General features: G+C 52.0%; 14 protein-coding genes. 8 read left to right on the forward strand and 6 right to left on the reverse strand.

Translation table 11 applies throughout. The annotated features are described in order from the left end of the window. Positions 1-228 precede the first annotated feature (228 nt). From B0D95_RS12275 to B0D95_RS12310, 8 genes are all read left to right on the forward strand, one after another. On the forward strand, positions 229-1857 hold the full coding sequence (locus B0D95_RS12275) for a glucan biosynthesis protein (protein ID WP_246841596.1): 1629 nt from the start codon (positions 229-231) through the stop codon (positions 1855-1857). Position 1858: 1 nt separating this feature from the next. Next, complete coding sequence (gene mdoH / locus B0D95_RS12280; RefSeq protein WP_078044155.1) at positions 1859-3787, forward strand: glucans biosynthesis glucosyltransferase MdoH; 1929 nt, start codon at positions 1859-1861, stop codon at positions 3785-3787. 96 nt (positions 3788-3883) lie between these two features. Beyond that, a complete protein-coding gene (locus tag B0D95_RS12285) occupies positions 3884-4456 on the forward strand; it encodes a hypothetical protein (RefSeq protein WP_078044156.1) in 573 nt (190 codons plus the stop codon). A gap of 88 nt (positions 4457-4544) precedes the next feature. Beyond that, entirely contained in the window at positions 4545-4958 is a 414-nt protein-coding gene (locus B0D95_RS12290; RefSeq protein WP_078044157.1) for a hypothetical protein, read from the forward strand. Further along, positions 4955-5692, forward strand: coding sequence for a glycosyltransferase family 2 protein (locus B0D95_RS12295; protein ID WP_078044158.1), 738 nt, complete (start codon positions 4955-4957; stop codon positions 5690-5692). The genes B0D95_RS12290 and B0D95_RS12295 overlap by 4 nt, the downstream gene beginning before the upstream one ends. Continuing rightward, positions 5692-6693 (forward strand): hypothetical protein, encoded by a 1002-nt coding sequence (locus B0D95_RS12300; RefSeq protein WP_168172447.1) that lies wholly within the window; start codon positions 5692-5694, stop codon positions 6691-6693. Before B0D95_RS12295 ends, B0D95_RS12300 begins: the two co-directional genes overlap by 1 nt. Continuing rightward, complete coding sequence (locus B0D95_RS12305) at positions 6686-7177, forward strand: hypothetical protein (protein ID WP_078044160.1); 492 nt, start codon at positions 6686-6688, stop codon at positions 7175-7177. Before B0D95_RS12300 ends, B0D95_RS12305 begins: the two co-directional genes overlap by 8 nt. Then, positions 7174-8400: a beta-ketoacyl-ACP synthase gene (locus B0D95_RS12310; protein ID WP_149867906.1), complete on the forward strand. Its 1227-nt coding sequence runs from the start codon at positions 7174-7176 to the stop codon at positions 8398-8400. Before B0D95_RS12305 ends, B0D95_RS12310 begins: the two co-directional genes overlap by 4 nt. 51 nt (positions 8401-8451) lie before the next feature. Here the strand turns inward: B0D95_RS12310 and B0D95_RS20580 are convergent, their stop codons facing one another. The 6 genes from B0D95_RS20580 to B0D95_RS12340 form a co-directional block, all read right to left on the reverse strand. Next, entirely contained in the window at positions 8452-8955 is a 504-nt protein-coding gene (locus B0D95_RS20580; RefSeq protein WP_078044161.1) for a hypothetical protein, read from the reverse strand. Between the two features lie 114 nt (positions 8956-9069). Further along, positions 9070-9798 carry a 3-ketoacyl-ACP reductase FabG2 gene (locus tag B0D95_RS12320; protein WP_078044162.1) on the reverse strand — a complete coding sequence of 243 codons (729 nt, stop codon included), beginning with the start codon at positions 9796-9798 and terminating at the stop codon, positions 9070-9072. A 31-nt stretch (positions 9799-9829) separates the two neighbouring features. After that, positions 9830-12172 (reverse strand): MMPL family transporter, encoded by a 2343-nt coding sequence (locus tag B0D95_RS12325; protein WP_078044163.1) that lies wholly within the window; start codon positions 12170-12172, stop codon positions 9830-9832. Between the two features lie 22 nt (positions 12173-12194). Continuing rightward, positions 12195-12833: an outer-membrane lipoprotein carrier protein LolA gene (locus tag B0D95_RS12330; RefSeq protein ID WP_078044164.1), complete on the reverse strand. Its 639-nt coding sequence runs from the start codon at positions 12831-12833 to the stop codon at positions 12195-12197. Positions 12834-12883: 50 nt separating this feature from the next. Further along, the gene (locus B0D95_RS12335) at positions 12884-13321 is read right to left on the reverse strand and encodes a thioesterase family protein (protein WP_078044165.1); all 438 of its coding nucleotides are present in this window, start codon (positions 13319-13321) and stop codon (positions 12884-12886) included. Beyond that, complete coding sequence (locus tag B0D95_RS12340; protein ID WP_078044166.1) at positions 13321-13596, reverse strand: acyl carrier protein; 276 nt, start codon at positions 13594-13596, stop codon at positions 13321-13323. The genes B0D95_RS12335 and B0D95_RS12340 overlap by 1 nt, the downstream gene beginning before the upstream one ends. Positions 13597-13626: the final 30 nt, after the last annotated feature.

The following is a 13626-nucleotide window of genomic DNA, read 5'->3' on the forward strand; positions in this document are numbered from 1 at the left end:
CATTAATCATCCCAGCAAAAAAAGCCTCGAGCCGCGCGCGAAAGCCACTATTTTTACGAGCAGATGGTTTACAATGCGCCGCGCTTAATAACCTCTCGTGTCATTGATCAATGGCGATGCATTATTCCCCTTTTTTTCAATACCCGACCCCCGGCATCAAGACAGGGCGGATAAACTTTTCTACGATTAATCTCAAAAATCCAATGCGGAGTAAACTGGATGAGCATCATGTGTAACGACAAAAAAACCGGCGCCGGGCCAAACGCGCGTGCGCGTCTGTTCGGGTTGGTGGTCAGCTGTACACTGGGATTAGGACTCAGCGGCTGGGTAGCGGCGCAACAAAATGCCCCTGCGCCCACAGTAGCCCCTGCGGCAGCAAGCGATATTGCCGCTCCCGCACTCTTTGATGCCATCGCCGAGCGCGCCAGAAAACTGGCCAAGCGCGACTACGCGCCCATTGAAACCAATATTCCCGCTGCGCTGGCCAATATGGATTACGACCAGTACCGTTCCATTCGCTTCCGCCCGGAGGCTGCCATTTGGCACAAGGAGTCGCTGTTTGAATTGCAGCTGTTTCACCCCGGCTTTCTGTACCGTGAACCCATCGTGCTGCACATGGCGAATGACACGCCCGAATCCTACGTGCAATTCAAGCAGGAATTCTTTAATTACGATGGCCCGGCCGCACCACTGGCTGGCGTAGCGCCAGACAATATCGGCTTTGCCGGCTTCCGCATTCACTACCCGCTAAATAGCAACGACTACAAAGATGAGTTTGTGGTGTTCCAGGGTGCCTCCTACTTCCGCATGGTGGGCCCAGGTTTGGCCTATGGCTTATCCGCGCGCGGTCTGGCGATTGATACCGCCGAACCCAAAGGCGAGGAGTTTCCGGTATTCCGTGAATTCTGGCTGATCAAACCCGGCCCCAACGATACCCATCTGGTGATTTACGCCCTGCTGGATAGCCCGTCTATCACCGGCGCCTATCGCTTTGAAATCATGCCCGGCGCACCAACCGAAATGGCGGTGGAAGCGCGCCTGTTTGCTCGCAAGGATATCCAAAAAGTGGGCATAGCCCCGCTCACCAGCATGTATATGTGGGGCGAAAACCACACCCGCTTTGTCGATGATTTCCGCCCGGAAGTACACGATTCCGACGGCCTGTTAATGGCCGCATCTAACGGCGAGTGGATCTGGCGCCCCATCAGCAACCATCGCCAACTGCGCGTTTCTTCCTTGATGGATGAAAACCCGCGCGGCTTTGGCTTACTGCAACGCGACCGCGATTTCGATCACTACATGGATATGGAAGCACGCTACGAAAAACGCCCCAGCATGTGGGTGATGCCCGAAGGTGACTGGGGCAAAGGCCGTGCCGAATTGGTGGAAATTCCCAGCGACAGCGAAACCAATGACAACGTCGTTGCCTACTGGGTGCCCGCCAAATCCATGAAGGCAGGCTCCAGTGCGACGTATAAATATCGCCTGCGCAGTTTTGATGACTACCTGCCGGAAAATGTTGGGGCCAAGGTAATTCGCACCCGCATCGGCTGGGGCGCAAACCCTGGCCAAGCCAATCCTCCGCCACTGAGCAAACGCAAGTTTGTGATCGATTTCCGCGGCGGCGAACTGGATAACCTGTCAACCGATTCACCACTGGTTGCCGAGCTGCAAAAATCATCTGGTACGATTAGTGAACTGAGTGTTCGCCAACTGCCGGATGGCAGAACCTGGCGCGCCTCGTTCAAGCTGGAACCGGAGGGTAACAACGTGGCCGATATGCGCCTTTACCTGAAATTGCGCGACCAGCGCCTGAGTGAAGTCTGGAGCTATGTCTGGTACCCGGATGCCATCTAATATGACCGAAAACCCGCGCTCACCCGCTGACCTCTCACAACTGCCCGCGGATGCGATTCGCATCCCGGGTAAATCATTGCGCCGCTATATCTATGTGATATTGAGCCTGCTGACCGCAGTCAGCGGTGTTTACATCATGTTTGATATTCTCAGCGCCAATCAACTCAATACCCTTGAAGCCATTATTCTGGTGCTGTTTGGCATCAGCTTCAGTTGGCTCAGTCTCGCCTTCTGGAGTGGTGTGTTTGGCTTTGTGTTGCAGATGCTGCGCATTGACCCGCTCAGTTTGAAATCCACCAAGGGACTGGCGCCGGACAACGCCCCCATCACAACCCGCACGGCGGTGGTGATGCCGGTGTATAACGAGGACACACATCGTGTCATTGCTGGTTTTGAAGCGACCTTGCGCTCGCTGGAAAACACCGGTGAAATCGCTAATTTCGATTTCTTTTTGCTGAGCGATACCACCAACCTGACCATTGCCCAGGCGGAACGCGATGCCTGGCAGTTGCTGCAGGAGCGATTGGGCGACCTGGGCAAACAGGCCTTTTACCGTCGCCGCGAAAAAAATATTGGTCGCAAAGTTGGTAACCTCGCCGAGTTTTGCCAGCGTTGGGGCGCCAACTATGAGCACATGATTGTGCTGGATGCCGACAGCGTCATGGCGGGCGACTGCCTGTTGAAAATGGTGCGCGCTATGCAAGCCAATCCGCGCTGCGGCCTGATCCAAACCATTCCGATTCCCGTGCGCCAAACCACCTTTTTTGGCCGCTTCGTGCAGTATGCCGCTGTGCTCTATAGCCCCATGCTCGCCACTGGCCTCGCCTTCTGGCAGACCGATGCCGCCAACTATTGGGGCCACAATGCCATCATCCGCATGCGCGCCTTTATCGATCACTGCGGCCTGCCCACCCTGGCAGGTAAAGCGCCGTTTGGTGGCGATATCCTCAGCCACGATTTTGTCGAGGCCGCCATGCTGCGCCGCGCCCAGTGGGATGTATTCCTGCTGGCCGATCTGGAAGGCAGCTACGAAGAAGTACCCTGTAATATCATCGATTACGCCAAGCGCGATCGCCGCTGGGTGCAGGGCAATATCCAACACCTGGGCATCCTCGACACCAAAGACCTGCACCCTATTAGCCGCCTGCACTTTTTACTGGGCGCAGTGGCCTATATCACCTCGCTGATCTGGATGCTGATGCTGGTACTGAGCACCGCTGATGCTGTAGTGCGCGCGATTAACGCCAACGTTTACTTCACCGAGGCACACCAGTTGTACCCCAACTGGCCTATCGCCAAAACCGAGCTGATCATTGCGCTGATTGTACTCACCACCGTGTTGCTGATGGGTCCCAAATTGCTCGGCGTCATTGTTACGCTGACCCATCGCCGCAAACAATTTGGTGGAACCTGGGCGATTCTTAAAAGTACTTTTCTGGAAACCCTGTTCGCCGTACTGATTGCGCCGATCATGATGGTTTACCACGCCTACTTCGTGATCTCGGTGCTGCTCGGTTTTAAAGTGAATTGGGATTCGCAAGAACGCGAAGGCCGCCTGCTGCCCTGGGGTGAGTGTATTGCGCGCACCTCAAAGATGACCTTTGCCGCCCTGCTATGGGGTTATGTCACCTATACCTACGCCCCGATTTTCTTCTGGTGGTTGCTACCGGTGTTAACCGGGCTGGTTCTCTCGGCACCACTGGTGCGCTACTCGAGCAGCCTGGATTGGGGGCGCGGCGCCCGTGAGCGCAAAATCTTTTTAACCCCGAATGAAACCAGTGAAGATCCGGTATTGACGCACATGAATCAACTGCTCGCCGTTGAACATGCATCACTGCCAAGCCCGGCCCCCATACCCGCATTACCGGCAGATAACTGGACGCCTATGCCTCACAGGGATATGGACGACTACCAGACCATTACGCGCTAGCCGATGGATGATAAAAACCCTGCTGCGGCAGGGTTTTTTATTCCAGCGTCCGGCCTATACTGCTGCGCTCAGTGCCCATAAGGACAATCCACTCCCATGAAACCCCTGATCACCCTGATATTGGTGCTTGTTTCCATCGCCTACCCGCTGTTGGTGTATCTGGGCATACAACACATTAGCCCCGCACTCTTTGCGCTGGTACTGGCGGTGTTGGCGGTAGCCAAATTCATCGCGACGCGCCGCCAGGGGCAAGCACAGCAGCACACGGAAACCGCACTGCTTCTGGTTGCCCTCGCCTACAGTCTGGCACTGTTAATCGCCAACAATAGCCTGCTGCTCAAGCTTTACCCGGTGATGATGAGCCTGTGCATCGCCCTGCTATTTGCCTTGAGCCTGCGCGCCCCTGAAAGTCTGATCGAACGTCTGGCCCGACTAGGAGGGGAGACCATCACCCCGCGCGCCAAAGGCTATACCCGTGTGCTGACCGGCCTGTGGGCGCTGTTGCTGCTTGGCAATGCAGCGATTGCCCTCTACCTCGCCCTTTTTGCCAGCCTGAAAAGCTGGGCGCTCTATTGTGGATTATTGTCCTATGTGTTTTTTGGGCTGTTTTTTGCCCTGGAATACAGCTATCGCCGCTACTACATCCGCAAATACCGCGAACCGGCTTGACGCTTAACGATTGGGTTAGCCCAAGCGCTGGAGTATCATGGCGCCCTTCTACACACATACACACAGAAATACCTATCGATAACAACAAATGAATAGTTCAGAGCGTCTCGCGCAGCTGCGCAACCAATTTTCATCTACACACTGGCCACGCATTGATGCTCTCCACTGTCGTGAACAGCAGTGCGTTATCGATTTGTTCATCGGTTCTGATATGCATTGGCTGGAAGGGCATTTTCCCCAGCAACCGGTCGTTGCCGGTGTAGTGCAAACCCACTGGGCTGGGGAACTCGCCAAATACCTGTTTGCCACTGGCGATGAGTGTATTCGCATCGACAATTTAAAATTCCAGCAGGTCATTTTACCCGGGCAATCCCTGCAATTAACGCTGGATTATTCCACCGGTACAACAACGGCAGTAAAGTTTCGCTACAGTCGGGATGACACCCTGTTTTCCGAAGGCAAACTCGTTTTTAACCCCCCAGCAGCCAGTAGCGACTTATGAGTTATTGTTTATTAATTCCCCACTACAACCACGAGCGCCAATTCCTGGCCTTTTTACCGCAGCTGATTGCAACCGGTTTGCCACTGGTGATAGTGGATGATGGCAGCATTGAGCAAAGCCGTGTGCAGGTAGCTGCCGCTGTAGCACAACATGCCAACGCCCATTTTTTTGCATTGCAACGCAATCGCGGTAAAGGCAGCGCACTCAAAGCGGGATTTTATTTTGCGCGCAGTTTGGGTTTTACCCACGCCATCCAAATCGATGCGGACGGTCAGCACGACATTGCCGACATTGCCGGTTTTGTGCAGCAATCCCAAGCGCAGCCCGAAGCGATTATTTGCGGCAAACCGGTGTTTGATGCATCAGCGCCCAAGGCGCGGGTTTACGGGCGCAAAGTGACAGACTTTTGGGTTGCACTGGAAACCCTGTCGCTGCGCATCAAAGATGGCCTGTGTGGCTTTCGCGTTTATCCATTGGCACAAATCGAAAATCTGCTCGATCGCTATTTCATTGGCAACCGCATGGATGTTGATACCGAGCTGCTGGTAAAAGCCGTGTGGTTGAATATTCATTTGGTCTTTATCAACACCAGGGTGATTTACCCGGAACACAATGTGTCGCACTTCAATTACCTGCGCGACAATCTGCTGCTGATTAAATTACACAGCCGCTTGATGCTGGGTATGCTGGTACGTCTGCCCATGTTGTTATGGCAGCGATTGCGAGGCCAATAATGACCGACGCACGCACGGAAAAACACGCACACTGGTCCACCCTGCAAGAGTCAGGCACTATTCGCGGCATTTTGTTTTTGCTCTGGCTGCAACGCCTGTTTGGACGCGGTTTTTTTAATGTGCTGCTCTACCCCATCATGGCGTATTTTTTTCTACTCAATCGCCGCGCACGCAATGCGTCGCTGGAGTTTTTGCAAACCCACGCGCGCCAGTATCCGAATTATTGGCAGGGCAAAACACCGAACTACAGCGATGTATTTCGCCATATGTATTCCTTCGGCCAATGTATTCTGGATAAGCTCCTCGCCTGGAGTATTCCCATCCATGAACAGGATTTTGAAATCGCCAACGAGCCACTGCTCTCTGACTTTATGGCCAAAACACAAGGCCAATTAATTATCGGCTCCCACTTGGGCAACCTGGAATACTGCCGCGGCTTTGTTCAACGCTACAAAGCCAAAACCATTAATGCGCTGGTGTACGATCAACACTCGGCAAATTTTGTCGCGGCGATGCAGAAAATTAATCCAGCCTCGCGCATTCATATTTATCAAGTGAATGAATTAGACATTCCCCTTATTTTGCAACTCAAAGCCAAAATTGATAATGGCGAGTGGCTCTTTATCGCCGGCGATCGCATTCCTCTCAGCGGAGAAGCGCGCACAGTGACGGTGGATTTTTTAGGCCGACCGGCGCAGCTGCCGATTGGCCCCTATATGCTCGCCAAAGTATTACAGTGCGAAGTGCAACTCATGTTTTCCTATCGCAATGACAACAAAATTTATTTCGAATTGGTGCCCTTTGCACCCCAGGTAAAACTGCCACGCAACGATGGCGGCGTGCAACTGCAAGCCTACGCACAACAATATGCACAAGCGCTGGAGCAGCAAGCTGCCCGCGCGCCACTGCAGTGGTTTAATTTTTATCCCTACTGGGCCAGCAGCCAATCGGCCGCCGAATCACGGGCAACAGAAAAATCCGGGGCTACCGCAAATGATTGATTCACGCATTTACGATTTAATTCCCCACCGCGAACCCATGCTGTTACTCAATCGCGTTATTGAGTTGGGCCAGAATTTTTCCTGCGCTGAAATTGATATCAACGAGCAATCATCATTTTTTATGCCAGGCAAAGGTGTACCCAGTTGGATTGGTGTGGAATACATGGGGCAAACTGCCGCATTGATTGCCGGTTACCAATTGCAACAAGGCACTGTCGCGCCTCACTTGGGGTTGCTGTTGGGCACGCGCAAATACGAAGCGCGAGTCCCCTATTTTTGCGCGGGTGACTTACTGCAAGTGCGCTGCACTGAAGTGGCCGTAGTGGGCGATAGTCTCGCCAATTTTCAATGCGAGATTATCAATCTGCGCGATCAACGCCTCTGTGCATCGGCAAAATTATCCGTCTTTCGCAAACCGCTGATAAATCCTTCAGACGAGCATCAACAATCAGTGGAAGCATCAATTACAGGAGCAAGCGCGTGACAAGACGTGTCGCAATTACCGGCGCCGGTGCTATTTCCGCACTGGGTCACGAGTGGAAATCGATTCGCGAAAATCTGCTGCAATTGAAAAATCGCGTGCGCTATATGCACGAGTGGGATCAATACCCGGAATTGCAAACGCGCCTTGCATCACCTGTGGATGATTTTGTGTTGCCCGCGCATTACACCATGAAAAAAAAGCGCGGCATGGGACGCGTGGCGCAAATGGCAGTTGCCGCCACCGAACAGGCATTAATTCACGCCGGATTATTTAAGGCCCCGATTATCAGCAGCGACGCCACGGGCGTCGCCTATGGTTCCGCCACCGGCAGCAGTGATGCCGCGATGGAATTTTTTGGGCTGCTCGAACACAAATCCATGGCGAAATTAAATGGCACCACCTATTTGCGCATGATGAGCCATTCGGCCGCCGTCAATATCAGCGTGCTCTTCGGCACTTGCGGGCGCATGTACACAACCAGCAGCGCCTGCACTGCTGGCAGTCAAGGTATCGGCTTTGCCTATGAGGCCATTCGCAGCGGCCAGCAAACGATTATGATCGCCGGCGGCGCCGAAGAACTTTGCCCAACGCAGGCCGCTGTCTTCGATACGGTTTACTCCGCCAGTTTAAAAAATACCACGCCGGAATTGTCGCCACGCGCCTTTGATCCGCAGCGCGATGGCTTGGTGTTGGGCGAAGGCGCCTGCACCTTGATTTTGGAAGATTGGGAACACGCCGTTGCGCGCGGTGCCAGAATTCTTGCAGAAGTGATTGGCTTTGCCACCAATTGCGATGGCAACCACCTGGTGCGCCCAAACCAGGCAACCATGGCAAAGGTGATGCAAAAAAGCTTGCTCGATGCGCAATTAAACCCGGAACAAATTGATTACATTTCCGGCCACGGAACTGCAACACTGCACGGCGATATTGCGGAATCGCTCGCTACCCAGGAAGTGATGGGCAGCAACATTCCCTTCAGCAGTTTGAAAAGTTACATCGGCCACAGCCTCGGCGCATGCGGTTCGCTGGAAGCCTGGCTGGGCATAGAAATGATGAATGAAAACTGGTTCTCACCCAATTTAAATTTGGATGAGGTGGACGAAAACTGTGGCCACTTGGATTACATTCGCAATGAAGTGCGCGAATTACGCGCGCAGTATTTTATGAGCAATAATTTTGCGTTTGGCGGAGTCAATACGTCACTGATTTTTAAGCGGGTATAAACCGTACCAGCTCCTGTATTGGGATCAGTATCAGGAGCTGGCAACGCATGCTTAATCCAAACGTTCTTCAACCACTTTTTTAGGTTCAGGGTTGGGAAATTTTTCGCGATCAACATCAGTGGCTTTTTCCTGACATTGGCCTTGAATACTTATAGCATTGCGTCGCACCTGTTTATCCAAAGGTGTATAACCATTACGACAAAAACCTGTGTCTTCTAATGTTGCGAGCAGACCTTCTGTGGTCAGGCGCTGCAGTTCTTCAGCCATTGGATTGCCTTTTTCAGCCCTGGGGCCATCACCCATGCCAGGTCCGCCTGGACCACCTGGTGGAGGCCCTTTACGCCCGCCGGGACCACCTGGCCCGCCGCCACGCCGCTGACCGCGTTCAGGCATCTGCATCACCAAACTATAACCAAACTGCTTGGTGCCATCTGCCTGAATGACCGTTACAAAATAATCAGTCGTTTTGGGCGGCTTGGGCTCATGACTGGCACAGGCCACTAAACCCGCACAGGAAAAACATAATAGCCATCGCAAGAAAGAAAAAGGGTTCACTGCACACTCCATCAACATTGAATGTTATCGACGGCGTTACGACAGCAGTGTCACTCATTTATTAGAGGGCGTTGGCTGGTTGCACAATCTTTGAATAATTAACCGCAGGCGCTCTTAGCACATTCCGCCGTTCACACTAATTACCTGCCGGGTAATATAGCCCGCCGCATCCGACACCAAAAAACTCACGGTAGCGGCTATGTCATCCACTTTACCGAAGCGCTGCATGGGAATTAATTTCATGGCTTCGTCGTGATAAATGCCTTCGATCATATCGGTTTCAATCACACCGGGTGCTACGCAATTAACGGTGATATTGCGTTTGGCCAATTCAATTGCCAAGGCTTTGGTTGCGCCGATGATGCCCGCTTTGGCGGCACTGTAATTGGTTTGGCCGCGGTTGCCGATCACACCCGACACTGACGAGAGGGTGACAATACGGCCACCCGAGCGCAGGCGAATCATCGGCATAACCAGTGGATACAACACGTTGTAAAACGCATCCAAATTGGTGTGAATCACAGAGTCCCATTGCTCGCCCGTGAGCGCAGGAAAAGCGTTATCCGCAGCTATGCCCGCATTACACACCACGCCATAAAATGCGCCCTTGGCTTCAATATCAGCCAACAAGGTTTCACTGACTTTTTCTCGCTCGCACACATCAAACTGAATCAAACTGGCGCTGCCGCCGTTGGCAATGATCTGTGCAACCACCGCTTCTGCTTCTGTTTTTCCAGAGCGATAGTGCACACACACATCAAAACCATCGGCACCCAGTTTTAATGCGCACGCCTTGCCAATACCACGACTGGCGCCGGTTACCAAAATACGTTTTTTACTCATAGGCTTTCTCCTGACACTAATGTCCCAATAATTATTTGCTGACCCACTGACGACTGGCGAGAATCAAGGCGCCCAATAAATTCAGGCAACTGCCAATAAACAAGGTGATACCAAAGGCGCTCACCGCCGGCAAAACACTTAAGCCTAATAAACCAAAGGACAGCAAATTAGTGGTGGATGAAATCGCCACTGCCGATAAAGTTTCCACGGAGTTTTCCGACATTTCTGCAATGAAAATCACATAGTCCATGCCCAAACCGACCACCAAAAATAATGCCATTACATGAAACAACGTCAGTGGAATATTCAGTAGCGCCAATAAGATAAAACTGGCCGAGACGGCAAATACCGGAATAGCAATTAACTGCAGCATTTTTTTCCAGTGATAACGGGTAAGCAGTAGCAGTGCCATCAGCAGTAGCGCCAGCAGCAGCAATTCCATAGCCGACTGGCGCAACACTTTCATGGACATTTCCGAATCCTGCATGGCACTGAAAAAACTGGCGCCTTTCACTGTCTCCAATTGCGCTGCTATCTGCTTGGTATCCAACCCTTTGGGAATCAATAAAAATGCGTTGATCTCATCGTCATTTTGAATCCACAGCGGGGGCAAGGCCACATCATCGCGCTCAAAAAAATCAGCAGGATCCAGCAGATAATTTTTTTGACTGGCATAGTTCAAGCTTAAGTCAGCAGCGGATATCTCCGTAAGTTCATGCTGCTGAATAAAGGACAGTGCGAGCCCGCCCTCTGCGTACAAGGTCTGGTTAAGTTGGTAATTGCGTTGCTGCTGTTGCGGGGAAGGAAAAAATTGTTGCGCGCCCAAGAGGGCAACAGGGCCATGGGCAGCGGTTAATGTCGCGTTACTATTTAAGGCCGCCTGTACCGCGGCAATGCGATCATAAACCTGCTGGGTATCATCCCCTCGCACCACGATAAAACTGGCTGGCTCGTGGCTCGCCACCCAATCGCTCACCTGCTTTTCCTGCTCAATCAACAGCGGATTAGCCGCAAAAAAACTGCGAGGGCTGTCGCTAACCGGCAATTCAAACTGCTTCAGTGCAAACCCGGCAGCCAACAGCAGCACTACAAAAGGCACCAGCCAGCGCGCGGGAATTTTTCCAAATAGTTGCAGCAATCCCACAATAATTTTCTGCAAACCGGAATCGTAAACTTTTACCCCTTTGGTCAGGTAGTGGCCAACCGCAATCACCATTAACCACGCGTAAACCAGCCCGAGCGCGGCGAAAATAGCAACTTGCTGCAAGGCAGCCAGCCCCGACCAACCCAATGCACTAAAGCCAATCACGCTGGTCAATAAACTCAAAAATAAAGCGCGATAAAGCGGCAGGCGATTTTCACTTTGCGGGTGATGGGCGTGGAAATAGTAAAAATGCAGCGCGTAATCCACCACCACACCGATCAGGCTGGAACCAAATACCAGCGTAAGCACATGAATGGAACCAAACCAGTAGTGGCAAATGCTAAATGCAAAAGCCAGCCCCATACCGATCGACAATGCCGGCAATAACAGCGCACGGGGACCGCGAAATATCCACAACACCAACAGCAATACACCAATCATGGAACCGGTGCTGATGGTGTCTATATCGGCGCGCGCAGACTGCGCTGCATCTGCTGCAAAAAATAAAATACCCGATTGCACAATGTCCACATCGGGATATTGGCTTTTAAGTTGGGCAATAAATTGGTTGATGCTGAGCAGCGCCAGATCCTGCTGGTTCATTTCCAGCGCATCGCTATTGATTTGCAACAGGTGCGCAGAAATAAACAGGGTTTCATTGCCGCGTTTGACTTGCTGTATTTCATCGCCAGTATTGAGCGCCAGGCGATCCAATAAACCAACGGCATATTCATTGGCAAAACCGAAAGGGTCCTGCGCGACAGGCAGCAGGCGTAACACACCGCCACTGCCATAGAGATTGGTTTCACCTAAACGCAAAATGGCAACAGGATCTTGCTGCGCCAGTGTTGTTTGTGCTTGTGCACCGAGGATATGGAAGGGGTGTTGTTTGAGTTGGGCAATATAGCTATCGACCAGTGCACCTTGATCGATATAGCGAATGATGCCTTTATCGTTTTCAATGAATTCACGCAGTTGTTCACTGGCATCAGCAACGCGGTCTTCATCCGGGTGCACCAATACCAGAATGAATTGCTGGGCCGCGTTGGAGGACATTTTATTGAGCGCTTTATTGACCGCCAGATCCACTGAAAATGAGGGGGAAAGGCTGCGCAGGTTGGTATCAATTTGCAGGCCGCTGCGACTGACTGACCACAAGCAAAAACAGGCAACCAATGTCAGTAACAACAGGATGGCACTGCACCAGCGCCGATAAGCATGCTGCGTCATAGAACGCTCATTCAGGAATTAATCAGGGAGTAAATAATTGTTGGCACGCCGATGCAAGCGAATGTGCCGGGTCGGTTGTTAGCTGTTCACATTGACCGGCTGTCAGGTTCTGCAACTGCTGCAGCTGATAGACGCGAATTGCGGTGAATTCGTCGCCCTGATGTTGCATGCGAATAGTGACAGCATCACTGGTGCGCGTTATATCAATTGTGCGTAAAAACTTTTCCATACGTTTTTTGCGTGGAGTGAGGCGAATACCAGTGTCCGTCTTCGCAATCACAAAGGTTTTTTGCAAATAGAGGCGATTGCCACCAATTAAATTATTGAGCATTTGCCCAAGGTGACGCTGCAAGGTGCCGGAGAGTTTTTGACGGCTGCCATCCGCCTGCACTAATTGCGTAGCACCTTGCATTTGGTAAACCAGGGTTTCATTGAGCGGTACTGCCGTGTGCCAAAGCAAGCCCCTGTCGCAGGCAAATGCAAAACTGCCCTGTGTCTCCAGCAGTTTGTTCATACCGGCGATGGATTTTTGCTGTTCATAGCGACCGGCTTGATAACAACCTTCCGGTAAATAGCCATCCAGCACATCATCTGCGGCCATCGCCAAAGCGCTAACCGGCACTACCAGCCCACACAAGAACAGCAATATTATTTTTTTCATAGATAATCGCGGTGCTATCCAGAAGAGGTTTTTCAATCAGAACCCGCACCTTAAGGCGCGAGCAGTTTCACTTTATCAAGCAGCGCATCCGGACAGCCGATACGCAGCAATTTTGTCTCAGCATCCACGGCGGCTTGTACTGTGTGGGCTTTACTGAGCACGGCACCGGTGAGCGCATCGCGAATCACATAGTGAATTTTCAGGCGATATTCCCACTCAATCAAACTCGCGGTGACTATTACTTGCTGTTCAAACACTAACGGCTGGATGTATTTGATTTGCATGTCCACAATCGGAAACATAAAACCCGACTGCTTCATATCGGTGTAGTTGTAACCGAGTTTATCCAGCAAATTACAGCGCGCCACTTCCAAATATTTGCAGTAGTGCCCGTGCCAGACGATGTTCATGGAATCCACATCAAAAAACGGCACAGTGATGGCGGTATCCACACTGAGCAGTGCACTTGGCTCGCGGCGACGCTGCATTAGTTGGCGGCCTGACCTTGGGCATCCTGATTTAAAAAATCCAGGATCGCGTCGGCCAGATCGCCGATAGTTTTGACTTGATGGAAATTTTCCAGGGTGATTTTTTTGGCGGTGATGGACTTTAATTCAATCATCAAATTCACCGCGTCGATGCTGTCGATGTCCAGGTCTTCGCGCAGACGCGCCGCAGGCGTGATGGAGTCGGGCTCTACATCAAATTGTTCTTGCAGTATCACGGTGATACGGGCCAACAGGCTTTCACGGGTATGGGTCATAGTGGGAATCTTTTGCTAATTCTTTTTAGG

The organism is Cellvibrio sp. PSBB023, from assembly GCF_002007605.1.
Taxonomy (GTDB): Bacteria; Pseudomonadota; Gammaproteobacteria; order Pseudomonadales; family Cellvibrionaceae; genus Cellvibrio.

What these genes read in the sequence shown, in the direction of transcription:
- B0D95_RS12275 (WP_246841596.1), top strand. Translation starts at nt 229, where the DNA reads ATGTGTAACGACAAAAAAACCGGCGCCGGGCCAAACGCGCGTGCGCGT.
- mdoH (WP_078044155.1), top strand. Translation starts at nt 1,859, where the DNA reads ATGACCGAAAACCCGCGCTCACCCGCTGACCTCTCACAACTGCCCGCG.
- B0D95_RS12285 (WP_078044156.1), top strand. Translation starts at nt 3,884, where the DNA reads ATGAAACCCCTGATCACCCTGATATTGGTGCTTGTTTCCATCGCCTAC.
- B0D95_RS12290 (WP_078044157.1), top strand. Translation starts at nt 4,545, where the DNA reads ATGAATAGTTCAGAGCGTCTCGCGCAGCTGCGCAACCAATTTTCATCT.
- B0D95_RS12295 (WP_078044158.1), top strand. Translation starts at nt 4,955, where the DNA reads ATGAGTTATTGTTTATTAATTCCCCACTACAACCACGAGCGCCAATTC.
- B0D95_RS12300 (WP_168172447.1), top strand. Translation starts at nt 5,692, where the DNA reads ATGACCGACGCACGCACGGAAAAACACGCACACTGGTCCACCCTGCAA.
- B0D95_RS12305 (WP_078044160.1), top strand. Translation starts at nt 6,686, where the DNA reads ATGATTGATTCACGCATTTACGATTTAATTCCCCACCGCGAACCCATG.
- B0D95_RS12320 (WP_078044162.1), bottom strand. Translation starts at nt 9,798, where the DNA reads ATGAGTAAAAAACGTATTTTGGTAACCGGCGCCAGTCGTGGTATTGGC.
- B0D95_RS12325 (WP_078044163.1), bottom strand. Translation starts at nt 12,172, where the DNA reads ATGACGCAGCATGCTTATCGGCGCTGGTGCAGTGCCATCCTGTTGTTA.
- B0D95_RS12330 (WP_078044164.1), bottom strand. Translation starts at nt 12,833, where the DNA reads ATGAAAAAAATAATATTGCTGTTCTTGTGTGGGCTGGTAGTGCCGGTT.
- B0D95_RS12335 (WP_078044165.1), bottom strand. Translation starts at nt 13,321, where the DNA reads ATGCAGCGTCGCCGCGAGCCAAGTGCACTGCTCAGTGTGGATACCGCC.
- B0D95_RS12340 (WP_078044166.1), bottom strand. Translation starts at nt 13,596, where the DNA reads ATGACCCATACCCGTGAAAGCCTGTTGGCCCGTATCACCGTGATACTG.